The organism is Halomonas sp. ND22Bw (assembly GCF_003011945.1).
GTDB lineage: Bacteria > Pseudomonadota > Gammaproteobacteria > Pseudomonadales > Halomonadaceae > Halomonas > Halomonas halophila.
In genome coordinates this window covers 1-24,273 of the sequence record NZ_PXWD01000005.1, presented here as the reverse complement: position 1 = coordinate 24,273, position 24,273 = coordinate 1, and the positions used below count along the sequence as shown (strand labels likewise).

At 68.6% G+C, this 24,273-nt stretch carries 19 protein-coding genes and 1 tRNA gene; 11 read left to right on the top strand and 9 right to left on the bottom strand.

The features are described 5' to 3' along the window. Positions 1-17 precede the first annotated feature (17 nt). Positions 18-647, top strand: coding sequence for an outer membrane lipoprotein chaperone LolA (gene lolA, locus CVH10_RS08230; RefSeq protein ID WP_106488339.1), 630 nt, complete (start codon positions 18-20; stop codon positions 645-647). A 68-nt stretch (positions 648-715) separates the two neighbouring features. On the opposite strand, the gene CVH10_RS08225 is transcribed toward lolA, so the two are convergent. Beyond that, on the bottom strand, positions 716-1,882 hold the full coding sequence (locus CVH10_RS08225) for an MFS transporter (RefSeq protein WP_106488338.1): 1,167 nt from the start codon (positions 1,880-1,882) through the stop codon (positions 716-718). Positions 1,883-2,009: 127 nt separating this feature from the next. On the opposite strand from CVH10_RS08225, the gene CVH10_RS08220 reads away from it, so the two are divergent. After that, positions 2,010-3,392, top strand: coding sequence for a PLP-dependent aminotransferase family protein (locus tag CVH10_RS08220; protein ID WP_035595278.1), 1,383 nt, complete (start codon positions 2,010-2,012; stop codon positions 3,390-3,392). Between the two features lies 1 nt (position 3,393). On the opposite strand, the gene CVH10_RS08215 is transcribed toward CVH10_RS08220, so the two are convergent. Beyond that, positions 3,394-4,734 (bottom strand): replication-associated recombination protein A, encoded by a 1,341-nt coding sequence (locus CVH10_RS08215; protein WP_035595281.1) that lies wholly within the window; start codon positions 4,732-4,734, stop codon positions 3,394-3,396. Positions 4,735-4,929: 195 nt separating this feature from the next. Between CVH10_RS08215 and CVH10_RS08210 the strand changes: the two genes are divergently transcribed. The 4 genes from CVH10_RS08210 (at position 4,930) to CVH10_RS08195 (ending at position 12,666) form a co-directional block, all read left to right on the top strand. Beyond that, complete coding sequence (locus CVH10_RS08210; RefSeq protein WP_035595313.1) at positions 4,930-5,475, top strand: hemerythrin domain-containing protein; 546 nt, start codon at positions 4,930-4,932, stop codon at positions 5,473-5,475. Positions 5,476-5,646: 171 nt separating this feature from the next. Continuing rightward, a complete protein-coding gene (murI, locus tag CVH10_RS08205; RefSeq protein ID WP_106488337.1) occupies positions 5,647-6,423 on the top strand; it encodes a glutamate racemase in 777 nt (258 codons plus the stop codon). 90 nt (positions 6,424-6,513) lie between these two features. Beyond that, the gene (gene trmA, locus CVH10_RS08200; protein WP_106488336.1) at positions 6,514-7,620 is read left to right on the top strand and encodes a tRNA (uridine(54)-C5)-methyltransferase TrmA; all 1,107 of its coding nucleotides are present in this window, start codon (positions 6,514-6,516) and stop codon (positions 7,618-7,620) included. Positions 7,621-7,824: 204 nt separating this feature from the next. Beyond that, the gene (locus CVH10_RS08195; protein WP_106488335.1) at positions 7,825-12,666 is read left to right on the top strand and encodes an NAD-glutamate dehydrogenase; all 4,842 of its coding nucleotides are present in this window, start codon (positions 7,825-7,827) and stop codon (positions 12,664-12,666) included. A gap of 79 nt (positions 12,667-12,745) precedes the next feature. On the opposite strand, the gene mgtE is transcribed toward CVH10_RS08195, so the two are convergent. After that, a complete protein-coding gene (mgtE, locus tag CVH10_RS08190; RefSeq protein WP_035595288.1) occupies positions 12,746-14,098 on the bottom strand; it encodes a magnesium transporter in 1,353 nt (450 codons plus the stop codon). 176 nt (positions 14,099-14,274) lie between these two features. Between mgtE and CVH10_RS08185 the strand changes: the two genes are divergently transcribed. After that, positions 14,275-15,291, top strand: coding sequence for a quinone-dependent dihydroorotate dehydrogenase (locus CVH10_RS08185; RefSeq protein ID WP_106488334.1), 1,017 nt, complete (start codon positions 14,275-14,277; stop codon positions 15,289-15,291). A gap of 93 nt (positions 15,292-15,384) precedes the next feature. On the opposite strand, the gene rmf is transcribed toward CVH10_RS08185, so the two are convergent. Further along, entirely contained in the window at positions 15,385-15,591 is a 207-nt protein-coding gene (gene rmf, locus CVH10_RS08180; RefSeq protein WP_081945816.1) for a ribosome modulation factor, read from the bottom strand. A gap of 261 nt (positions 15,592-15,852) precedes the next feature. Between rmf and rlmKL the strand changes: the two genes are divergently transcribed. Continuing rightward, positions 15,853-18,051, top strand: a complete 2,199-nt coding sequence (gene rlmKL, locus CVH10_RS08175) for a bifunctional 23S rRNA (guanine(2069)-N(7))-methyltransferase RlmK/23S rRNA (guanine(2445)-N(2))-methyltransferase RlmL (RefSeq protein ID WP_106488333.1) — start codon at positions 15,853-15,855, stop codon at positions 18,049-18,051. An 88-nt stretch (positions 18,052-18,139) separates the two neighbouring features. After that, entirely contained in the window at positions 18,140-18,478 is a 339-nt protein-coding gene (locus CVH10_RS08170) for a glutaredoxin family protein (protein WP_106488332.1), read from the top strand. A 33-nt stretch (positions 18,479-18,511) separates the two neighbouring features. On the opposite strand, the gene CVH10_RS08165 is transcribed toward CVH10_RS08170, so the two are convergent. Then, positions 18,512-18,793, bottom strand: coding sequence for a hypothetical protein (locus CVH10_RS08165; RefSeq protein ID WP_035595296.1), 282 nt, complete (start codon positions 18,791-18,793; stop codon positions 18,512-18,514). A 106-nt stretch (positions 18,794-18,899) separates the two neighbouring features. On the opposite strand from CVH10_RS08165, the gene pdxB reads away from it, so the two are divergent. Next, complete coding sequence (gene pdxB, locus CVH10_RS08160) at positions 18,900-20,051, top strand: 4-phosphoerythronate dehydrogenase PdxB (RefSeq protein ID WP_106488331.1); 1,152 nt, start codon at positions 18,900-18,902, stop codon at positions 20,049-20,051. A 170-nt stretch (positions 20,052-20,221) separates the two neighbouring features. Here pdxB and htpX read toward each other — a convergent pair whose 3' ends face one another. The 4 genes from htpX to msrB all read right to left on the bottom strand — a co-directional run bounded on the left by htpX (position 20,222) and on the right by msrB (position 24,023). Continuing rightward, the gene (htpX, locus tag CVH10_RS08155) at positions 20,222-21,121 is read right to left on the bottom strand and encodes a protease HtpX (RefSeq protein WP_106488330.1); all 900 of its coding nucleotides are present in this window, start codon (positions 21,119-21,121) and stop codon (positions 20,222-20,224) included. Positions 21,122-21,243: 122 nt separating this feature from the next. Continuing rightward, positions 21,244-22,473 (bottom strand): pyridoxal phosphate-dependent aminotransferase, encoded by a 1,230-nt coding sequence (locus CVH10_RS08150; protein WP_035595303.1) that lies wholly within the window; start codon positions 22,471-22,473, stop codon positions 21,244-21,246. A gap of 79 nt (positions 22,474-22,552) precedes the next feature. After that, positions 22,553-23,545 (bottom strand): ribosome biogenesis GTPase YlqF, encoded by a 993-nt coding sequence (gene ylqF / locus CVH10_RS08145; protein WP_106488468.1) that lies wholly within the window; start codon positions 23,543-23,545, stop codon positions 22,553-22,555. Positions 23,546-23,621: 76 nt separating this feature from the next. After that, positions 23,622-24,023: a peptide-methionine (R)-S-oxide reductase MsrB gene (gene msrB, locus CVH10_RS08140; protein ID WP_035595307.1), complete on the bottom strand. Its 402-nt coding sequence runs from the start codon at positions 24,021-24,023 to the stop codon at positions 23,622-23,624. Positions 24,024-24,194: 171 nt separating this feature from the next. On the opposite strand from msrB, the gene CVH10_RS08135 reads away from it, so the two are divergent. Further along, a tRNA-Glu gene (locus tag CVH10_RS08135) sits at positions 24,195-24,270 on the top strand. Positions 24,271-24,273: the final 3 nt, after the last annotated feature.

Sequence of the window (24,273 nt, the reverse complement as noted above, 5' to 3'; positions counted from 1 at the left end):
CTTCAGGGAAACAGGAGATGACCATGAAACGATCCCTCGCCGCGCTGGCCCTGGTGGCCCTGACCCCGCTGACCGCCGTGGCCAACGAAGGCGCCGAGCGGCTGGCGCACATGCTCGAGCCGCTGGACACCTACGTCGCCGACTTCGACCAGCAGATCCTCGACGGCTCCGGCCAGCGGTTGCAGGAGGCCAGCGGCCGCATGTGGCTGTCGCGCCCGGGCCGCTTCCGCTGGGAAGTGAACGCCCCCTATGAGCAGGTCGTGGTCTCCGACGGCGACGAGGTCACGCTCTACGATCCCGACCTCCAGCAGGCCACCGTCCAGCCGCTGGACGACCGCGTGACCCACACCCCGGCCCTGCTGCTGTCCGGCAGCGCCGACCAGCTGACCGAGAGCTACGAGGTCACCAGCAGCCAGCAGGGCACCGCCGAGACCTTCGCGCTGGTGCCGAAGAGCCCCGACACCCTGTTCGAGGAGCTCAAGCTGACCTTCTATGGCGAACGGCTCGGTTTCCTGCAGATGACCGATAGCACCGGCCAGCGCACCGCCATCGAGTTCGACGACGTCGAGCAGAACGTCTCGGTGGAGGACTCGCGTTTCGACGTGACGCTGCCTGAAGGCACCGACGTGATCCGCGAGTCGCGCTAGGCGCCGCCAAGCGCGGATGCCGCCGACGACACCGCCCCCGGAGCAAGCGCTCCGGGGGCGGTGTCGTTTCAGGCGGGGTCTCGGGTCGCCAGTCCGGCGCGTTGCTGCTGGCGCCACAGCCGGGTGGCCACCAGCAGGCAGGCACCGAACAGCGTCACGCCGAAGGCCGTCAGGGCGCCGGCCTGTCCGAGTCGCTCCATCAGGCCGCCGGTGACGACGACCGGCACACTGAAGCCGAGATAGGCCAGCAGGAAGAAGCCGGCGCTGGCGCGGTCGGGGCGATCCCCGGCGGTTTCGAGCACGCCGCTCAGGCCGCCCAGATAGAGGAATCCGTAGCAGGCGCTGCTGGCGCCCAGCGTGCCCAGCAGCACGGCGAGCAGCTGGCCCTCGAGGGCGCCCCAGGCGATCAGGGCGTAGGTCAGCGGCAGGATGGCCAGGCCCAGGCGCACCGAGGTCGCCGGCGCCAGGCGGCGGGCCAGGGGCTGGAAGAGCACGCCGCCGCTGCAGATGCCGAGGGTCGCAAAGCCGGACCAGGCCGAGAGTGCGTGGCGCTCCAGCACGCCGGGCAGCAGCGCGATCACCAGCCCGACCGTGGCCCAGGCCAGCAGGATCGCCGCGCCGAAGGTGGCGGCACCGGGCGGATAGGCCGGCAGGCGGATCCGAACGGCGCCGGAGGTGACGGGGCTGTCGTCGCGCAGTCGCCACAGGCCGGCCAGGGCCAGCGAGGCCGCGAGCAGATAGCCCCACAGGCTCGGCGGCGTCAGGCTGGGCTCGCGCAGCAGGCACAGGCTGGTCAGGGCGGCGCCCAGGCCGAAGCCGAGCGAGGTGCTGGCCGTGACCCAGGCCGTGGCGCGGCGACCATCGCCGGCGCGCATCAGCGCGCGCATGTAGCCGGGGGCCGAGGCGGCGGTCAGCGCGCTGGCAATGCCCATCAGCAGTCGGGCGAGGCCCAGCGTGATCACGCCGGGGGCGATCAGCGTCAGCAGGGTGGCGGCGAGACACAGGCCCAGGGCAACGGCGATCAGGGCACGTCGCCCGAACCGCTCCGGCAGGCCGCCGCCGAGCAGCAGCGCCGGCAGGATGCCGAGCACGTAGCAGGCGAAGGCGACGCCGGTGGCGGTCGCGCCGAAGCCGTCGTGGGCGGCCAGGGCATCATAGTAGGGCGCCTGGAGATTGACGGCGGTAGTGATCAGGCAGAGGGCGGCGGCCAGGCGCAGTCCCGGAAGCGGCGACATGGGAGTCCTCGGGCGGGTGGATGAGCCTTCAAGCCTCGCACCGTGCCCGCGGCGCCATAAGGTACACTGGCGGTCGATTTCACGGGAACGGTAGGGGCACGACACCGATGGCCAGCAGGGGCATCCCATGCGGATGATGATCGATCCGCGAGATCCGCGGCCGCGGGTCGAGCAGCTGACGGACGGCCTGCGAGGCTGGATCGAGCGGCACGCCGCCCCCGGCGATCGGCTGCCGTCGATCCGCCGCCTCGCGGCGTCCCAGGGCGTCGGCCGCAACATGGTCATCGAGGCCTACGAGCGCCTCGTCGCGCTGGGTCGGATCGTCTCGCGTCCCGGTGCCGGGTTCTACGTGGCCGAGGGCGTCTGCAGAACGACGGAGCACCAGGCCCGGGCCGGCATGGCCGACGTGTCCGACGAGATGTGGCAGCAGTTCCAGCCCGAGGGCGAACATCTACGCCTGGGCTGCGGCTGGCTGCCCACCGCCTGGCGCGACGAGGAGGCCTTCGGCCACGCCCTGCGCCGGGTGACGCGTCAGTCGATGACGGGGTTGTTCGAGTACGGCACGCCGCTGGGTTCGCCCGAGCTGCGCGCCCTGGTGCAGGAGCGGCTGCGGGGGCTGGCCATTGCGGTCGACGCCAACCAGCTGCTGACCACCGCGGGCGGCAGCCAGGCCCTGGACGCCATCGTGCGCGGGCTGCTGCGTCCGGGCGATACCGTACTGGTCGAATCCCCGGGCTACTACAACCTGCTCGGGCTGCTGCATCTGCATCGGGTCAACGTCGTCGGCGTGCCCCGGACCGAGGACGGCCCCGATCCCGAGCGCCTCGAGGCACTGATCGAGCGCCATGCCCCGCGTCTGTTCTTCTGCCATAGCGCCTTGCACAACCCCACCGGCACGACCCTGTCCGAGGCGGTCGCCCGGCGGGTGCTGGCGCTGGCCGAGCGCCATGACCTGTGGATCGTCGAGGACGACATCTACGCCGACTTCCAGGCGACGCCCACGCCGCGACTGGCCGCGCTGGATGGCCTGCGGCGGGTGCTCTACGTGGGGAGTTTTTCCAAGACACTGTCCTGCTCGCTGCGGGTCGGCTTCATCGCCACGCCGCCGGCGCTGGTCAGGACGCTGGTCGACGTCAAGATGCTCAGCACCATCGCCACCTCGCCGTTTGCCGAACAGGTGGTGGCGACCCTGCTGCGCAACGGCGGTTATCGCCGGTTGGTGGAGCGGCTGCGGCCGCGCCTCGCGCGGCGCATGGACACTGCCCTGAAGCTGGCTCACGAGGGCGGTTGGGTGCCGTTCGCGACGCCCCGGGGCGGCATGTTCCTGTGGGCGCGCCACCCGGCGTTCGCCTCGTCCCGGGCGCTGGTGGAGGCCGCGGCGAAGCGCGGCCTCCGGCTGTCGCCCGGCGACGTCTTCCTGCCCGAGGCGAGCGACACGCCCTGGCTGCGCCTCAACGTGGCCTACGTCGACGATGCCCGGGCGCGGGCCTTCCTCGCCGACCCGCGATGACTCAGTCCCGTGCTCGGTCGGCGGCAGCGTCCAACTCGGCCCGCCACTCCAGCATCTGGCCGTAGCGCTTCTCCTGGCCGTTGGCGGTGGGCTGGTAGAAGCGTTCGAAGGGCACGTCGTCCGGCCAGCAGTCGTGGGCGCTGCCGGCGGGGTAGCCGTTGGGCTCGTTATGGGCGTAGCGATAGCCGTCGCCGTGGCCCAGTGATTCCATCAGCTTGGTGGGCGCGTTGCGCAGGTAGGTGGGCACCTCGAGGCGCGGCTGGGCGGCGGCGAACGCCTTGGCGCGATGCCAGGCCTGGTCGACGGCGTTGCTCTTGGGGGCCACCGCCAGATGGACGGCGGCGTGGGCGATGGCGCGCTGGCCCTCGTAGTCGCCGAGCCGCAGGTAGGCGTCCCAGGCCGCCATGGTCAGCGGCAGCGCCTTGGGGTCGGCGTTGCCGACGTCTTCCGAGGCGATGGCGGTCAGCCGGCGGATCACGTCCAGCGGGTCGCCGCCGCCCTGGATGAAGCGCGCGATGTAGAGCAGGGCGGCGTCCTGGCGCGAGGAGCGGATCGACTTGTGGATCGCCGACAGCAGGTCATAGTAGTGATCGCCCTGCTTGTCGAAGGCGCTGGCCTGGTGGCCGATCACGTCCTCCAGCGCCTCGCGTGGCAGGCGCTCGCCGTCGCCTTCCTGCACCGTGAAGTCGCAGGCGGTCTCCAGCAGGCCCAGGGCGCGGCGGGCGTCGCCGGCGGCGGCCCGGGCCAGCAGCGCCAGCACCTCGTCGTCCACGGTGATGTGTCGGGCGCCCAGCCCGCGGTCGGCGTCGGCCAGCGCGCGGCGGAGCACCTCGGTCACGTCGTCGTCGGAGAGCGACTTCAGCACGTGCACCCGGGCCCGGGACAGCAGCGCCGAGTTGACCTCGAACGAGGGGTTCTCGGTGGTGGCGCCGATCAGCGTCAGCAGCCCGGACTCCACGTGGGGCAGCAGGGCGTCCTGCTGGCTCTTGTTGAGCCGGTGGATCTCGTCGAGGAACAGCAGGGTCGGGCGGTCCTGACCCTGGGCGGCTCGGGCGCGGTCCACCGCCGCGCGGATGTCCTTGACCCCGGCCATCACCGCCGAGAGCCGCTCGAGGTGGGCGCCGGACTCCTCGGCCAGGATCTCGGCCAGGGTGGTCTTGCCGGTGCCCGGCGGGCCCCACAGGATCATCGACCGCACCGGGCCGCCCTCGGCCATGCGGCGCAGCGGCTTGCCGGGGCCGACCAGCGCCGGCTGGCCCACGTAATCGGCCAGCCGACGGGGGCGCATGCGCCAGGCCAGGGGGGCGCTCTCCTCGCTGCTGGCCTGCTGGAACAGGTCCATTTCTGACTCCTTCGCTGACGGCTGCTATGTTGGATACGCGATGTCGGGCATTGGCTCCCGGCATCGCCAGATCCCGAACGAGGTGGGCGAACCCTGACGGCCGGTGCCATTGGCCAGGAACCCGGAGGGCGAAGGCGCGTCTAACACCCGTGCCTTCCGTCCATGACCGATATTGAGGAGGCTGCCGCAATGCCCATGCTGAACCAACTGCGCCAGGATCATGCCAACATGGCCCGCATGTTGCACGTTCTACAGCTCAAGCAGAAGACCCTGGCCGAGGGCGAACGCCCGAACTTCCAGCTGGTGCGGGAAGTCGTGGATTATATCCTCGATTACCAGGACAGCTTCAGCCAGCCGCTGGAGCATGTCTGCTCCGAACGCCTGCAGGAACTGGCCCCGGAGACCGAGGCGGTGACCGAGCGGCTGGCCAAGGACTATCGTGCCCTCAAGGCCCAGCTCAAGCGCCTCTCCGGCGACCTCGACATGATTCTCATGGATGCCGTGGTGCCCATGGATCGTTTCGCCGACGACCTCAAGGCGTATCTCGATGCCCATCGGGCCTACCTGCGCGACGAGCGCGAGCTGCTCTTCCCGCTGATTCGCGAGCATTTCTCCGAGGATGATCTCCAGCGGCTTGCCGAGGCCCTGCCCGAGGGCGCGACCACCGAACTCGAGCGCCTGCAGGAGGCCTACCCCGAGCTCTATGCCGAGCTGCGCGATGCGCCGGAGCCGGTGACCTGATTCCCTGCGCCGCCGCCGGGAGACGGCTTCGAGTCCCGGCCCCGCTGAGGTAGAATGCGCCGCATCGTTCGACGGAAAGCCTGCGATGCCGATGTTCGCCTCGACCACCTTCACCCTGATCTTGCCCCTCGTGCCGTCCCGGCCGGGGGGCGAGTGCGTGGTGGCGCGCCGATGACGGGCCCGGTGCTGGTGTTCGATTCCGGCGTCGGCGGGCTCTCGGTGGTCGAGGCGCTTCGCCGCCGCCTGCCCGACGTGTTCCTGGCCTACGCCTGCGACAACGCCATGCTGCCCTATGGCGTGCGTGAGGACGCCTGGCTGGTAGAGCGCATCCTCGCCGTGTGCGAGGCGGCGGTGACCGCCAGTGGGTGTTGTGGCCTCGTGGTGGCCTGCAACACCGCCAGCACCCTGGCCCTCGATGCCCTGCGCGAGCGGCTGTCGGTGCCGGTGGTGGGCACCGTGCCGGCGATCAAGCCCGCCGCCGGGGCCAGCGAGAGCCGCCATATCGGTCTGCTCGCCACCAGTGCCACCGTGGCGCGGCCCTATACCGCGCGGCTGATCGAGGCCTTCGCCGGCGACTGCCGGGTCACGCGCCTGGCCGCCGACCCGTTGGTGGGCGAGGCCGAACGCCTGGTGGCCGGCGAGGTGCCGGACCCCGAGGTGCTGCGCCGGGTGCTGGCGCCGCTGGCCGAGCTGCCGGACCTCGATACCCTGGTACTCGGTTGCACCCACTTCCCGCTGCTGCGCGAGGCGCTCGAGGCCGCGGTACCGCATCCGGTGCGCTGGGTCGACTCCGGTGACGCCATCGCCCGGCGCACCGGCCAGGTGATCGTCGCGCCCCAGCGCCGCCCGGCCGTCGAGCGGGGCTGGGTCACCGGCCCCGACACGACCCTGGCCCGGGGGCTCGCCGGCTTCGGTTTTTCCGAGACGCACGCTCTCGTGTTGCCCTGAGGCATCGGCCGGCCCAAGGTGCCGCGCTTTCCGTCTTTCATCGCCCGTATTCGACCATCCCTTTCGACCGACCATCTTTCAGGAGCCGCCGTGGCCATTCCCGTTGTCGACCCCGACCGCTATGACGAGCAGCTCGCGGCCAAGCGCGACCGACTGACCGCCCAGTTCGCCCGTTTCGCTCCACCCGAGCTGGAAGTGCATGCCTCGCCGGCCAGCCACTACCGCCAGCGCTGCGAATTCCGGGTCTGGCACGAGGGCGACGACCTCTACTACGCCATGTTCGAGGTCGATCCCGAGGATCCGAAGCAGAAGACCGTGGTGCGTCTGGACGACTACCCGGTGGCCGGCCAGCGCATCAATGAGCTGATGCCGGCACTGCGCGAGCGCCTGCTCGACAACCCGGCCCTGCGTCATCGGCTGTTCCAGGTGGAGTTTCTCACCACCTTGACCGGCGAGGCGCTGGTGACGCTGATCTATCACCGCCAGCTCGACGAGGCCTGGGAGGTCGAGGCCCGTGCCCTCGAGCAGGCACTGGACATCATGATCATCGGCCGGGCCCGCAAGCAGCGTCTGGTGCTGACTCGCGATCATGTCTGGGAGCGGCTCGGCGTCGACGGCCGCGAGCTCGTCTACCAGCAGGTGGAGAACAGTTTCACCCAGCCCAACGCCGAGATCTGTCGTTCGATGCTGTCCTGGGCCCGGGACGTCACCGCCGGCAGCACCGAACGCGACCTGGTGGAGCTGTACTGCGGCAACGGCAACTTCACCGTGGCCCTGGCGGAGAACTTCCGCCGCGTGCTGGCCACCGAGATCTCGCGCACCTCGGTCGCCAGCGCCCGGGAGAACCTGGCCGCCAACGGCGTCGACAACGCCGTGGTGGGGCGCATGTCGGCCGAGGAGTTCTCCCAGGCGCTGCGCGGCGAGAAGGGCGGCCGCCGGGTCGCCGAGTTCGGCCTCGACGACTACGATTTCTCCACCGTGCTGGTCGACCCGCCGCGGGCCGGGCTCGATGAGGACAGCTGTCGTCAACTCAGTGACTACGAGCGTATCGTCTATATTTCATGCAATCCGGATACGCTTGCCGACAACCTGGAGACCCTCGCCCGTACCCACGAGGTGGTGCGCTTCGCGCTCTTCGACCAGTTCCCCTGGACCCACCACTGCGAGTGCGGCGTCCTGCTGGAGCGACGCCGCTAGCGGCGAGAACAGACCTCGCTGTCGGGCGAAATGTCAAGGGCGATGCGCAACCGACATGGTCATGAGGAAAGCGGCATGTGGCTGGGGTGATCGGTGTCGAAAGCGTAAGCTGTTGGCAATGCGGGGCTTTGGCCGAGGCCGGGCCCGGCGATTCGGTCCAATGATCCGGCCGCACGAGGCGGCCGCTGGCAGTCGAGGTGATGGATGCTACAAGTCGCACACGAGGAGGGCCGTCAGGACCTCCTCAAGCAGCTCGAGGAACGGCTGCAGAGCCGTCTGGAACAGGACAAGGCCGCGTCGGTCGAGGCCTTCGCCCGGCACTTCTATGCGGCGGTGCCTCTGGAGGACCTCGCCGACCGACGCCTCGACGACCTCTACGGCGCGACCCTCTCGGTGTGGCACTTCATCCAGCAGTTCGATGCCGACGCCCCCAAGGTGCGGGTCTTCAACCCGGACTTCGAGGAGCACGGCTGGCAGTCCACCCATACCTTCATCGCCGTGCTGCACGAGGACATGCCGTTCCTCGTCGATTCGGTGCGCGTGGAGCTCAACCGTCGCGGCATGACCGTGCACGCCATCCACAACGCCGTGCTGGCGGTGGAGCGCGACGCCGACCATCGCCTTTGCCGCGTCAGCGACCCTGGTGCGTCCGGCGCTCCTGACACCCGCGAATCGCTGATCGCCATCGAGGTCGACCGCCACTCCGACGTGGCCGAGCTGGAAGAGATCGAGGCCAGCCTGCATGAGGTGCTTGGCGACGTGCGCACCGCCGTGGCCGACTTCGACCCCATGCGCGAGAAGGTCCGCGAGGCCATCGCCGAACTCGAGACCGGCTGCCCCGAGCAGGTCGAAGCCGAGGATCATCGCGAGGCGATCGCCTTCCTCGAGTGGTTGCTCGAGGACAACTTCACCTTCTTCGGCTACGACGAGTACGAGGTTCTCGAAGACGGCAGCCGGCAGCGCCTGGACAAGGTCGAGGACAGTGAACTCGGCGTGTTCCGTCTCGACCAGCCGCGCTACCGCGAACGCATTCGCACCGACCTGGGCGTCGAGGGCGACCGCTTCGTGCTGGTCCCCCAGCTGCTGTCGTTCGCCAAGAGCGCCCATCATGCGCGCATCCACCGGCCGACCTACCCGGACTACATCTCCATCGACCGCTACGACGAGCAGGGCAACATCGTCGGCGAGCGGCGGTTCCTGGGGCTGTTCACCGCCACCGTCTACAACGATTCGCCGCGCCACGTGCCGATCCTGCGGCGCAAGCTGCGCTCGGTGATGGAGATCTCCGGCTTCAATCCCAAGGCCCACAACGGCAAGCAGCTGCTGCAGATCCTCGAGGTCTATCCCCGCGACGACCTGTTCCAGATCGACGTCGACGAGCTGGCGCAGACCGCGCTGGGCATCCTGGACATCCGTGAGCGGCGCCGGGTGAGGCTGTTCATCCGCGAGGACCGCTTCGGCAAGTTCTTCTCCTGCCTGGTGTTCGTGCCGCGCGACGTCTTCTCCACCGAGCTGCGCCTGCGCCTGCAGGAGCTGCTGTGCGAGGAACTCGACGCCACCTTCGGCGACTTCAACACCTATCTCTCCGAGTCGGTGCTGGCGCGCATCCAGTTCATCCTGCGCTTCAACGGTGACGGCCCGGCGGACTACGACATCCGGCGCCTCGAGGACAAGCTGGTCAAGCTGGCGCGCAACTGGCGCGACGACCTGCTCAACGCCGCCATCGAGGGCTTCGGCGAGGAGCATGCCAACCAGCTGATGGGCCGCTTCCGCGACGCCTTCCCGGCCAGCTACCGCGACGACTTCAGCGCTCGCACCGCGGTCTACGACCTGCAGCATCTCGGGGAGCTCGACGACGGCGCGCCCCTGGCGCTGTCGCTGTACCGCCTGATCGAGGAAGAGGGCAGCGGTGTCAATCTCAAGCTGTTCCATCCCGACACCTCGATCCCCCTCTCCGATGTGCTGCCGATGATGGAGAACCTGGGCCTGCGGGTGCTCGGTGAGCGGCCCTACGAGGTCGGTGCCACCGATCGCGACTACTGGATTCATGATTTCACCCTGGAGCATCACACCAGCGTGGAGGTGAATCTGCAGGAGATGCGCGAGCCGTTCATCGAGGCCTTCCAGCGCATCTGGACCGGCGAGGCCGACAATGATCCCTTCAACCGGCTGATCATCGGCGCCAACCTGGACTGGCGGGAAGTGGCGATGCTGCGTGCCTACGCGCGCTACCTGAAGCAGATCCGCTTCGGCATGTCGCAGAACTACATCGCCACCACCCTGGTGAACCATCCCGAGATCACCCGCGAGCTGGTCAGCCTGTTCGAGCTGCGCTTCGATCCCGCCGATCGTCCCGAGGGCGGCGACATCGCCGACTGCGAGGCGCGCATCCTGGCGCTGCTCGAAGAGGTGCCGAGCCTCAACGACGACCGCATGCTGCGTCGCTACATGGAGCTGATCCAGGCGACCCTGCGCACCAATTACTATCAGCGCACCGAGGACGGCGGCTTCAAGGACTACATCGCCCTGAAGCTCGAGCCCTCCAGGGTCACCGGCATGCCCAAGCCGCGTCCGGCCTTCGAGATCTTCGTCTGCTCGCCGCGGGTCGAGGGCGTGCATCTGCGCGGCGGCAAGGTCGCCCGCGGCGGGCTGCGCTGGTCCGACCGTCGGGAGGACTTCCGCACCGAGGTGCTGGGGCTGGTCAAGGCGCAGCAGGTCAAGAACGCGGTGATCGTGCCGGTAGGGGCCAAGGGTGGCTTCGTCTGCAAGCGCATGCCGGAAGGCGCGGACCGCGAGACCGTGCAGAAGGAAGGCATCGCCTGCTATCAGATCTTCATCCGTGCGCTGCTCGACGTCACCGACAACCTGGTCGGCGGCGAGGTGGTGCCGCCCGAGTGCGTGGTGCGCCACGACGACGACGACGCCTACCTGGTGGTGGCCGCCGACAAGGGCACGGCGACCTTCTCCGACATCGCCAACGAGATCTCCGTCGAGTACGGTCACTGGCTGGGCGATGCCTTCGCCTCCGGGGGCGCCCACGGTTACGACCACAAGAAGATGGGCATCACCGCCAAGGGCGCCTGGGAATCGGTCAAGCGCCACTTCCGCGGGCTGGGCATCAATACCCAGGAAGACGAGTTCAGCGTGGTCGGCGTCGGCGACATGGCCGGCGACGTGTTCGGCAACGGCATGCTGCTGTCCGACAAGATCCGGCTGATGGGCGCCTTCAACCACCTGCACATCTTCGTCGACCCGACCCCGGACGCCGCGGCCAGCTTCGCCGAGCGCAAGCGCCTGTTCGAGCAGCCCCGTTCGAGCTGGGAGGACTACGACCAGAGCGCGATCTCCGAGGGCGGCGGCGTGTTCCAGCGCAGCGCCAAGTCGATCACCATCACGCCGCAGATGAAGAAGGCCTTCGGCATCCGCGAGGACAGGCTGTCACCCAACGAGCTGATCCGCGCCATGCTGGTCTCCCAGGTCGACCTGATCTGGAACGGCGGCATCGGCACCTACGTCAAGGGCAGCGCCGAGAGCCACGCTCAGGTCGGTGACAAGGCCAACGACGCCCTGCGCGTCGACGGGCGCGAGCTCAACTGTCGGGTGGTGGGCGAGGGCGGCAACCTCGGCCTGACCCAGCGCGGACGCATGGAAGCCGCGGCCAAGGGCGTGCGGGTCTACACCGACTTCATCGACAACGCCGGCGGCGTCAACTGCTCCGACCATGAGGTCAACATCAAGATCCTCATCGACGAGGTGGTCTCCCGCGGCGACATGACCGAGAAGCAGCGCAACCGGCTGCTCGCCGACATGACCGACGAAGTCAGCGAGCTGGTGCTGCTCGACAACTATCGTCAGACCCAGGCCCTCGATCTCGCCGAGCGGCTTTCCCGGGAGGGGATCGGCCCCTTCCGCCGTTTCATCAGCGAGCTGGAAGCGGCCGGTCAGATCGATCGCGAGCTGGAATTCCTGCCCAGCGACGAGGAGCTTCAGGAGCGGGCACACCAGGCGCAGGGCATGACGCTGCCCGAGCTGTCGGTGCTGATCTCCTATGCCAAGAGCGTGCTCAAGGGCGACCTGATCGCCTCCGACGTGCCCGACGACCCGACCATCATCCGCTACGTGGAGCGCGTCTTCCCGTCGATGCTGGCCGAGCGCTATCGCGACGAGATGTACGACCACCGCCTGAAGCGCGAGATCGTCGCCACCCAGCTGGCCAACGACATCATCGATCACATGGGCGTGGTGTTCATGCGCCGGCTGATGGACTCCACCGGGGCAGGCCGTGCCGACATCGCCCGGGCCTATGTCATCGCCCGTGACAGTTTCCAGCTGCCCAAGCTGTGGGAGCAGCTCGAGGCGCTGGACAACAAGATCGCGACGGATGTCCAGTACGCGATGATGCTCGACCTGATGCGTATGCTGCGTCGTTCCACCCGCTGGTTCCTGCGTCATCGCAGCAGCCTGAGCACCCGCGACGCCATCGACTACTTCGGTCCGCGCCTGGCCCAGCTGCAGGAAGGCATCGGCAAGCGTCTGCGCGGCGAGGAGAAGGCCCAGTGGGAGGCGCGGCGTCAGGAGCTGGTCGAGGCCGGCGTGCCGGAGGCCCTGGCCGCCACGGTCGCCGCGGCCGACAGTCTCTACGCGGCGCTGGGCATCATTCATGCCGCTCGCCAGAACGACGACAAGCCGCAGCGGGTCGCCGAGGTCTTCTACGAGATCGGTGCGCGCCTCGAGCTGCCCTGGCTGCTGCAGCAGGTCACTCGCCTCGAGGTCAGCGACGGCTGGGAGGTCAAGGCGCGGGAGACCTTCCGCGACGACATCGAGCGTCAGCAGCTGGCGCTGACCTCGAGCGTGCTGAGCATGGAAGGCGGGCCGCGCGAGAGCGCCGAGCGCGTCGAGCGCTGGCTGTCGCTCCACGAGAGCATGCACCAGCGCTGGGGCCGCCTGCTCGAGGAGGTCGGCAGCGGCAGTCAGGGTGGCTTCCCGCTGTTTGCCGTGGCGGTCCGCGAGCTGGTGGACCTGGCCGAGAGCAACAGCGAGGGCTGATCCGCCGGCCCGGCCCTGTTGAACGCGAAATCCCGCCTCGAAGGCGGGATTTCGTCGTTCTGGGCCGGGGAACGGCGGATCAGAGCAGGAACAGCGTGGCCAGGCCCAGGAAGGACATGAAGCCCACCACGTCGGTGACCGTGGTCAGCACCACCGAGCCGGACAGGGCCGGGTCGATGCCGAAGCGCTTTAGCATCAGCGGGATGACGATGCCGGCGACGCCGGCGGCCAGCATGTTGATCACCAGGGCGGCGGCGATGATGATGCCGATGCCGACGCTGCCGAACCAGACGATCGCCAGTGCCGCCACCACCAGCGCCCACAGCACGCCGTTGAGCACCGCGATGCCGACCTCCTTGCGCAGCAGCCAGTTGCTGTTGGTGCGGCTGATCTGGCCGAGGGCCAGGCCACGAATCGCCAGCGTCAGGGTCTGACTGCCGGCGATGCCGCCCATGCTGGCGACGATCGGCATCAGCACGGCCAGTGCCACCAGCTGATCCAGCGCCGCCTCGAAGCGGCCGATCACCCAGGCGGCCAGGAAGGCGGTCAGCAGGTTGATGCCGAGCCAAACGGCACGGCGTTTGGCGCTGGGCAGCACCGGAGCGAACAGGTCCTCTTCCTCGTCGAGGCCGGCCATGTTCATCAGCGCCTGCTCGGACTGCTCTCGAATCACGTCGACGATGTCGTCGATCACGATGCGGCCAAGCAGCAGGCCGCGGGCATCGACCACCGGCGCCGAGACCAGGTCGTGGGTCTGGAACAGGGTGGCGACGTCCTGGGCCTTCATGGTCACCTGGATGCTGTCCACGTCGCTGTCCATCAGGTCGGCCACGGCCTGCTCCTGATCGCTGGCCACCAGCCGGGCCAGCGGCAGCACGCCCATGAACAGGCCGTTGCGGTCGACCACCATCAGGCTGTCGGTATTGTCGGGCACCTCCTGCTTCCAGCGCAGGAAGCGCTGTACCGTCTCCAGGCTGACGTCGGCACGCACGGCGATGGTGTCGGTACGCATCAGGCGCCCGGCCGAGTCCTCCTCGAAGGCCAGGGTCTCCTGCAGGCGCGCACGCTGCAGCTCGTCCATGGAGCGCAGCATGTCCTCGGCGACCTGCTGTGGCAGGTCCTCGAACAGCTCGGCCAGATCGGCGGTATCGAGCCCGGCGGTAGCGGCGACGATCTCGGCGTGGTCCATGTCGTCGATCAGGGTGCTGCGCGCCTCGTCGTGGACGTGCAGCAGTACCTCGCCGTCGACCTCCTGGGGCACGCGCTCCCACAGCCGGATGCGCGCATCGAGCGGCAGCGACTCCAGCAGCAGGGCGACCTCGGCAGGTTCCAGGTCGGCGATCACGTCGTCGACCCACTCCAGGTGTTCCTTCTCCAGCGCCAGGTGAATGCGCGACAGGCGGTGTTCCAGCGTCTCGGTGGTTTCGGTCATGGCGTCTCCCTGGCGGGGCGGTGGCCCCAGCGGTCTGTTCTGTCGCGGACATTCCGATGTCCGGTCAGTGAATCATACAAGAAGTGCCGGGCGGTCGTTGGTTTCCGAGTTCGTCGTGGCGATGCGGCTGCGCTATACTCGCGCCCCGATTTTCCGCCGCCGTCCCAGGAGTCGCTATGTATTCCCTCGCCCGTTCGCTGCTGTTCCGTCTCGATGCCGAGAAGGCCCATGGCCTGGCGCTGTCGGGGCTGGACCTGGCCGACCGCCTCGGCCTGGCGAAGACCCTGGGCGAACGCGTCGACGATCCGGTGGAGCTGATGGGGCTGAGTTTCCCCAACCGGGTGGGCCTGGCCGCCGGGCTCGACAAGAACGCCGACCATCTGGACGCCCTGGGCGCGCTCGGCTTCGGTTTCGTCGAGGTCGGCACCGTGACGCCCAGGCCCCAGGACGGCAATCCGAAGCCGCGGCTGTTCCGCCTGCCCGAGGCCGGCGCCATCATCAACCGCATGGGCTTCAACAACGCCGGCGTCGACCACCTGATCGCCAACGTGAAGGCCAGCCGCTATCAGGGCGTGATCGGCATCAACATCGGCAAGAACCTGACCACGCCGGTGGAGCAGGCCGTGGACGACTACCTGCACTGCCTGAACAAGGTGCATGCCCACGCCCACTACATCACCGTGAACATCTCATCGCCGAACACCCCGGGGCTTCGCAACCTGCAGTTCGGCGAGCATCTGGACGAGCTGCTCGGCACCCTGCGCGAGGCGGGCGACCGGCTCGACCGCGACAGCGGGCGGCGTGTGCCCCTGGCGGTCAAGATCGCGCCGGACATGGAGGCCGAGGAGGTTGGCCTGGTGGCGCGCAGCCTCGAGGCCAATCGCATCGATGCGGTGATCGCCACCAATACCACCATCGCGCGCGAAGCGGTGGCAGGACTCGTCCACGGCGACGAGCAGGGCGGGCTGTCGGGGCGGCCGGTGTTCGAGGCCTCCAACACCGTGATCCGCGAGCTGCGTCGGCACCTGCCGGAGCTGCCGATCATCGGCGTGGGCGGCATCGACAGCGGCGAGGCGGCGATGGCCAAGCGCGAAGCGGGCGCGGATCTGGTGCAGCTGTATTCCGGCTTCATCTATCGCGGGCCGGGGCTGGTCGGGGAGTGCGCCCGGGCGCTGCGCAGCTGGCGTCGCTGAGCCCGGCGGATCGAGGCGCACTAAAAAGCCCACGCGAGGCGTGGGCTTGTGAGGTTCGTCAGGGTAACGAACGGTGATCCGCTCGAATGGAGGTCAGATCACCATGGGGTTCTTGTGAATACCGGAGATGCCCGTCATGCCGGACCACTGGTCTCCACGACCTTCACGCCAACCGCTCATCCAGTACTCGCGTAGATTGATATCCTGATTCGGACAGTCATCGCGGGAACGACCTGAGACACCCGCCTTGTACCCGTGAACATAGGCACGCTGGAAGCGATCACGTTTCTGTCGTTTCATTGGACTACCTCTTGCGAAAGGCACCGATGGCATACGACGCACAGGCGTCGCACCCGTTAAGCGAGGGCGTCGAAAACGGCGCGTCAGCGAATCGCGCCGACAGGTCCTTGCCCTCATGACAGGAATGCATGCGTTGTCTGGTAGCTACCAATTCATTCATAGCGCAACCTGGTCGATGCCGTCGACAGGTGATTTGTAACAAAGCGTACATTCAGGCGTCACGCGGGCGTGGCGGGCCTGATGCCACCCGATGGATTTCTCATGACCGAACGACGAGCTACCGACTCCCTGGCCTTCCTCGCCACCTGTCCCAAGGGGCTGGAACTGCTGGTGTCCGACGAGCTGGCCGCACTGGGCGCCACGCCCGGCAAGACGACCCTGGCCGGGGTGCACTTCCAGGCCGACCTCGAGACGGCCTACCGGGCCTGCCTGTGGTCGCGGCTGGCCAACCGGGTGGTGCTGTGCCTGGTGCGCGAGGAGGGCATCGAGACCCCCGACCAGCTGCGCGCGGCCACGGCCGGCGTGGCCTGGGGCGAGCACCTGCCGCGTGGCGCCACCCTGGCGGTGGACTTCCATGGCCGCTCCACCGAGATTCGCCACACCCGCTTCGGCGCCCAGACCGTCAAGGACGGCGTGGTCGATCGCCTGCAGGCCGACGGTCTGCCGCGGCCGAACGTCGACACCCGCCAGCCGGATCTGCGTCTCTACGCTCATCTGCATCGCGGTCGGCTGACCCTGGGCATCGACTTCGCCGGTGACAGCCTGCATCGCCGCGGCTATCGCCGCGACGTGGGCCACGCGCCGCTCAAGGAGAACCTGGCCGCCGCGCTGCTGATCCGCGCCGGCTGGCCCGAGCGGGCCCGCGAGGGCCAGCCGCTGGTCGACCCGCTGTGCGGCGCCGGCACCCTGCTGATCGAGGCGGCGATGATGGCCGCCGACATGGCGCCCAACCTCAACCGCGAGCGCTTCGGTTTCCAGGGCTGGGCCGGCCATGAGAAGGCCTGCTGGCAGGAGGTCAAGCGCGAGGCCGAGGCCCGGGCCAGCATCGGCCGCAAGCGCTGCCGCTGCCGGATCCACGGCTTCGACCAGAGTCCGCCGGCGCTGTCGTCGGCCAAGGCCAACGCCATGCGCGCCGGCATTCCGGCGCTGATCACCCTGAAGGGCGCCAGCCTCACCGAGCTGACACGCCCCGAGGATCTCGACCCCGAGGCGAAGGGCCTCGTGATCACCAACCCGCCCTACGGCGAGCGGCTCGGCGAGCTGCCGGAGCTGGTCGGCCTCTACGCCGATCTCGGCGAGCGGGCGCGCCAGGCCTTTCCGGGCTGGCGCCTGGCGCTGTTCACCGGCAACCCCGACCTCGGCCATCGCACCGGACTGCGTGCCCACAAGCAGTATTCGCTGAAGAACGGCCCGCTGGACGCCAAGCTGCTGCTGATGGACGTGCCGGAGGCGGCTCAGGGAGACGGCGAGGGCGAGCCCGCCGTGTCCGCTCCGCCGCCGCGCTCCGAGGGCGCGCAGATGTTCGCCAATCGCCTGATCAAGAACCGCAAGCGGCTGAAGAAGTGGCTCAAGCGCTCCGGCGAGACCTGCTACCGGCTGTATGACGCCGACATGCCGGAATATGCCCTGGCCATCGACGTCTACGGCGACCACGTGCACGTGCAGGAGTACGCGCCGCCCAAGTCGATCGATGCCGGCCAGGCCCAGAAGCGGCTGTTCGAGGCGCTGGCGGTGATTCCGGAGGAGCTGGAGGTCGACGCCAGCCGGGTGGTGGTCAAGCGCCGCGAGCGCCAGAGCGGGCGCGCCCAGTACCAGAAGCAGGCCGCCAGCGGCGAGCGCTTCGAGGTCCAGGAGGGGAAGGCCCGGGTATGGGTGAACCTGCGCGACTACCTCGACACCGGGCTGTTCCTCGATCATCGCCCGGTGCGGCGCATGCTCGGCGAGATGGCCCGGGGCAAGCGTTTCCTGAACCTGTTCTGCTACACCGCCACGGCCACCGTGCAGGCGGCCCTCGGCGGCGCCTCGGACAGCGTCAGCGTGGATCTGTCGAACACCTACCTCGACTGGGCCCGGGACAACTTCGCCCTGAACCGGCTCGATCCATCGCGCCACCGCGTGGTGCGCGACGACTGCTTCCAGTGGCTGGAGACCGCCGGCGTCCACTTCGACCTGATCTTCATGGACCCGCCGACCTTCTCGAACTCGAAGAAGATGGCCGACACCCTGGACGTGCAGCGCGACCACGGCCGGCTGGTACGCCTGGCCATGGCGCGTCTGGCGCCCGGCGGCACCCTGGTGTTCTCCAACAACCAGCGCCGCTTCAAGCTCGATGCCGAGCTGGCCCAGGCCTACGCGGTGGAGGATATCTCGGCGAAGACGTTCGACCCGGACTTCAATCGTCGCCCGGACCTGCACCACGTCTTCCTGATTCGTCATCGCGAGGAAGGGCAAACGGCATGAGACCTTCGACCCGCTCTCTACTCGGCACCCGGCGCCCGGACCTGCGCCACGTCTTCCTGATCCGCCACAAGGAGGGGGGCGCCGCGTCATGATCCATCTGACGCTCTACACCACGCTCGGCTGCCATCTGTGCGAGACGCTGGAGGCCGGTCTGGCGCGCCTGGCCGGCGTCGAGGTTCGCCTGACGCGGGTCGAGATCAGCGAGGACGAGGCGCTGTTGGCGCGCTTCGGTGAGCGCATTCCGGTGCTGGTGGACGAGGCAGGGGAGGCGCTGGAAGGTGCCGTCTCCCTGGCGCAGCTGGCCGAGTGGCTGGCCGCGCGGGGCTGGCTGGACGACAGCGCCTGGCAGGCGATGCAGGGAGAAGCCGATGCGCCGTCGGAGCCGGGTGGCGCGGTCAGGCGCCGGGGGCGTCGCTATCTCGGATAGGCGCTGAGGGGCGAGCCGCGGTTCAGGGAAGGGTCAGAGCTGGTCGAGCAGCGACAGCTGATTCACCGCATCGCGCCCTTCCGGGCTGTGGTCGTCGGCTTCCAGTACCTTGTGGAAGCCGCGCGAGGCCTGGATGGTGGCCTCGTCCTCGAGCCACATCATGGCCTGGCCGTGGTCGTCGGCGAGCTGGTGCTTGAGCCCGCCGAACTGGGTGCCGATCTGGCCCCAGGCGCGGCTGAAGATCCAGTCGCCGAACATGTCCTGATGGACATGTACCAGCACATAGTCATGGTCGGTTTCCCAGCGGACGATCACGGCGACTCCCGAGGTCGGCGGCGGCGCGACGCGCGCCGCTCGTGTAACATGACCTGTATTGTAAGGCCTTGTGTTCCATGGACAAGTCAAGCGGGAGGAAGGACCCATGAGAATCGTCGTCGATGCCAATGTGCCGGCCGCGGAGACCTGTTTCGGGCCGCTGGGCGAGGTGGTCCGGGTGCCCGGCCGCGAGATCGATGCCGATACGGTGCGCGACGCCGATGCGCTGGTGGTGCGCTCCATCACCCGCGTCGACGAGGCCCTGGTGGCCGGCTCCCGGCTGCGCTTCGTCGGCACCTGCACCATCGGCACCGACCACGTCGACCAGGCGGCGCTGGCCGCGCGTGACATCGGCTTCGCCAGCGCCCCGGGCTGCAACGCCGAGGCGGTGGTCGACTACGTGCTGACGAGTCTCGCGACCCTGGCCGAGCGGCAGGGCTTCTCGCTGCTCGAGCGCACGGTCGGCATCGTCGGCGTGGGCAACGTCGGCGGCCGGCTGCGCGCGCGGCTGGAGGCCATGGGCATCGCCTGCCTGGCCTGCGACCCGCCCCGCGCCGAGGCAGAAGGCGACGATGGCTTCCATGAGCTGGACGCGCTGATCGATGCCTGCGACGTGCTGTGCCTGCACACGCCGCTGGTGCGCGATGGCCGCCATGCCACCCGTCACCTGCTCGACGCCCGTCGCATCGCCGAGCTGGCGCCGGGCACCGTCGTGCTCAACGCCGGGCGGGGCGACTGCCTGGACGGTCAGGCGCTGCGCTCGCGGCTCTCGGGGCAGGGCGACATCACCGCGCTGCTCGATGTCTGGGAGCACGAGCCCGGCATCGACGCCGCGCTGTGCGATCTGGCGGCGATCGCCACGCCGCATATCGCCGGCCACAGCCGCGACGGCAAGCTGCGTGGCACCCACGCCATCTACCAGGCGCTGACCCAGCGCTTCGGCCTGCCGGCGCGGCTGACCCTGGCGGACCTGTCGCCGGCGCCGCCGCTGGCCTCGCTGACCCTCGACGGCGGCCTGTCGCTGGAGGAGGCGCTGCGGCTGTGCATGCGCGCGGTCTACGACGTGCGCCGCGACCACGATGCCCTGCACCGGGAGAGCCGCCGCCAGGGCATGGCGGTCGGCTTCGACGACTGCCGCGCGAATTACCCGCTGCGCCGGGAGTTCTCGACCCTGGCCGTCGAGCTGCGCCCGGCGGCCGAGGCCCTGGCCGCGCCGCTTGCGGCCGCCGGTTTCCGGGTGGCGAGCGGTAAGGGGTAAGGAGGAAGGCGTGAGGAGAAGGGCATAAGCGCCGAGCGTCTGGTCGGCTCGCGTAACGTCCACAAGAAAGCCCCGCCGGCGTCAGCCGGCGGGGCTCTTGTTTGCAGGGAGGGAAGGTGGCGTTCGATGCTGCCCGAACGCCTTACCCCTCACTCCTCACCCGCCATCACTTACTGCCGGTAGGCCGCTTCCTTGAGCGCACGAATGCGATCATCCAGGGGCGGGTGGCTGGCGAACAGCCGCTCCATCAGCTTGCGGGTCTGGCCGGTGGTGATGGCGAACGCGGTCAGGGTGTCCGGCATCTGGTCGGCCATCTGGGTCTCGGCCTTGAGCCGGCCCAGGGCATTGATCATGGCGCCGCTGCCGGCCAGCCTGGCGCCCGCGGCGTCGGCGCGGTACTCGCGGAAGCGCGAGAACCAGGCGACGATGGCCGAGGCGATCAGGCCGAACACGATCTCGGCGACGATCACCACCGCGAAGTAGCCGAAGAAGCCCAGGCCTTCGTTGTCATCCTTGCGCAGGAAGCTGTCGACCAGCTGGGCCACCACGCGGGCGAAGAACATCACGAAGGTGTTCAGCACGCCCTGAACCAGCGCCAGGGTCACCATGTCGCCGTTGGCCACGTGGCCGATCTCGTGGGCCAGCACCGCCCGCACCTCTTCCGGGCGCATGCGGTTGAGCAGGCCGGCGGAGACCGCCACCAGGGCGTCGTCCTTGTTCCAGCCGGTGGCGAAGGCGTTGGACTGCTCGGCGGGGAAGATGCCCACTTCCGGCATCTTGATGCCGGCCTCGCGGGCCAGCTCGCCAACGGTGTCCAGCAGCCACTGCTCGGTGCTGTTGGAGGGCTGCTCGATGATCACCGTGCCGGTGGTGCGCTTGGCCATCCACTTGGAGATGAACAGCGACACCATGGAGCCGGCCATGCCGAAGATGAAGCAGAAGATCAGCAGGCTGTTGAAGTTGATGCCCTGGGCGTTGAGGTAGGGCTCCACGCCGAGCAGTCGCAGGGTGATGCTGGCCACCAGGATCACCGCCAGGTTGGTGCCCAGGAACAGCAGGATTCTCATCATTGCCGGAACTCTCCCATGAGGGTTGTCGTGCAGGCGCCGCGCCCGGGTGGGCGCGGCGAGTAGAAGCATCTGCTTAGATACGGACTTTCGTCGAGGGTTTCAAGCGCGGCGTCGCCGTGGGCTCACTGGCGGTAGCGCGACAGGAAGCGCGCGAAGCGATCCAGGGCGTCGTCGAGCTGCTCGGCCCAGGGCAGGGTGACGATGCGCACGTGGTCCGGCTCGGGCCAGTTGAAGGCCGTGCCCTGCACCAGCAGGATCTTTTCCTGCAGCAGCAGGTCGAGCACCAGCTGCTGGTCGTCCTGGATGTTGAACACCTTGGGGTCGAGGCGCGGGAAGGCGTAGAGCGCGCCCTTGGCCTTGGTGCAGGACACGCCGGGAATGGCGTTCAGCTTCTCATGGGTGATGTCGCGCTGGGCCAGCAGCCGGCCGCCGGGCAGCACCAGGTCGTTGATCGACTGGTAGCCGCCCAGCGCGGTCTGGATGGCGTGCTGGGCCGGCACGTTGGCGCACAGGCGCATCGAGGCCAGCATGTTGAGGCCCTGGATGTAGTCCTGGGCGCGCTGCTTGGCGATGCTGCCCGACAGCGTCATCCAGCCGCTGCGGAAGCCGGCGCAGCGATAGCTCTTGGACAGCCCGTTCATGGTCACCACCAGCTGGTCGTCGCCGGCCAGGGAGCCGGTGGAGACGTGCTCGATGCCGTCGTAGAGGATCTTGTCGTAGATCTCGTCGGAGAACACCACCAGGTTGTGCTCGTGGGCGATCGCCAGCAGCTCGCGCACCACCTCCGGCGGATAGACGGCGCCGGTGGGGTTGTTGGGGTTGATGATGACGATGGCCCGGGTGTGTTCCGTGACCTTCTTGCGGATGTCGTCGAGATCCGGTGCCCAGTCGGCCTGCTCGTCGCACAGGTAGTGCACGGCGCGGCCGCCGGAGAGGTTGGTGGCGGCGGTCCACAGCGGATAGTCCGGCGCCGGGATCAGCACCTCGTCGCCGTCGTTGAGCAGCGCCTGGAGCGAGATGGTGATCAGCTCGGAGACCCCGTTGCCGACGAACACGTCCTCGACGCCGACGCCGGGAATGCCCTTGCGCTGGCACTCCTGCATGATCGCCTTGCGCGCCGAGTAGAGCCCCTTGGAATCGCAGTAGCCCTGTGCGGTGGGCAGGTTACGCATCACGTCCTGGAGGATCTCCTCCGGTGCCTCGAAGCCGAACGGCGCGGGGTTGCCGATGTTCAGCTTGAGGATGCGCTGGCCTTCCTCTTCCAGGCGCTTGGCGTGGTCGAGCACCGGGCCGCGGATGTCGTAGCAGACGTTTTCGAGCTTGTGCGATTTCCTGAGCGAGGCAGTGTCCATGGGGTCGAATCCAGTGGTGTCCAGGGCCGCCGGTCGGCGGGGTGATCGTCTTTGGGATAAGAAGAATCGTCAGTGTGGCTCAGCCGGCCGCTTCGTCGTCGGCGCTGGCGGAGGCGGAGGCGGAGGCGGAGGCGGAGGCATCCGGGGTCTCTTCGGGCGGAGCCGCCGGAATGTCGTCCGGGGTCTCGAGGGTCACGCGGCCGAGCTTGCCGTCGCGCAGCTCGTGGAGCAGGACCTCGGCGCCGCGATGTAGATCGACCTCGCCGCCGGCGCGCAGGCCGCCGCGCTTGCTGGCGATGGTGGAGAGCAGGGCGTGGCCGTCGAAGCCGGCCTCGGCCAGCAGATCGAGCTGGGCGTCGCCGTCGGCCTCGACCCGGTCGGCGTCCGGATGCCCCTCGTAGGGAGGCAGCGTCTTCAGCTTGTAGCGGGCGGAGAACGCCTCGGGATAGCGCTTGGCCAGCTCGGCGGCGGCCACCACGGCCACGTCGACGTAGTCGATGGCGGTGTCGCGGATCGCCCCGCTGGCGGCCAGTCGATAGGCGCTGGCCTGATCCTCGATCTTCGGCCACAGCACTCCAGGGGTGTCGATCAGCGCCACCTGGCCGTTGATGCGCACCTTCTGCTGGCGCTTGGTGACCGCCGGCTCGTTGCCGGTCTTGGCGATGGTGCGCCCGGCCAGGCCGTTGATCAGCGTCGACTTGCCGACGTTGGGAATGCCCATGACCATCACCCGCACGTCGCGGTCGGCGCGCACCTGGCCGGCCAGCTCGTGGCACAGCTTGGGAATGCGCTTGAGCTCGCGCGACTGGGTGGTGGTCACCGCCAGCGCCCGGGTGTCGGGCTGGGCGTCGAAATGGGCCGTCCATTCCTTGGTGCGCACCGGGTCGGCCAGATCGGCCCGAGAGAGGATCTTGAGCACCGGCTTGTGGCGAGTGAGTTCCGCCAGCATGGGGTTGGCGCTGGAGTAGGGCAGACGGGCGTCGAGCACCTCGATCACCACGTCGATCTCCGGCAGCGCCTCGAGAATCTGCCGGCGCGCCTTGTTCATGTGTCCCGGGTACCAGCCGAGCATCATCCCTCTCCTGCTACTAAATGAAACGGCCGACCATCATAGCAGATGGCCGGCCGCTGCAGGGTGGGGGAAGACGCTATTCGCCGGGGTGGAAGTCGATGGCCACCGAGTTGATGCAGTAGCGCTGGCCGGTGGTCTCCTGCGGGCCGTCGGGGAAGACGTGGCCGAGGTGGGCATCGCAGCGGGCGCAGAGCACCTCGATGCGCTGCATGCCGTGGCTGGAGTCCGCCTGCTGTTCCACGCAGCCGCTGGCCAGGGGGCGGTCGAAGCTCGGCCAGCCGCAGCCGGCGTTGAACTTGTGCTCGTTCTCGAACAGCGGCGCGTGGCAGCACACGCAGTGATAGATGCCGTGTTCGTCGGTGGTTCCGTAGTCGCCCGAGAAGGGGCGTTCGGTGCCTTTCTCTCGGGTCACGTGATACTGCTCTGGGGTGAGCTGTTCACGCCATTCGGCCTCGCTCTTCTCTACCTTCTTGCGCATGGCCTCTACTCCTCGGTTGCGTCGCCAGGTGCGTGCACCTCATTGTGACATCAAGACACGACGTTTTTTCCAGCTCGATCGTTAACGCTAGATCGTCGGGCCACTCCCGCGCTTGACACTTTCCCGTCGTGTCAGTACTATACGCGCCATCTCGACGAGGCGAGACACAGCGTCCCATTCGTCTAGTGGTCCAGGACACCGCCCTTTCACGGCGGTAACAGGGGTTCGAACCCCCTATGGGACGCCACTC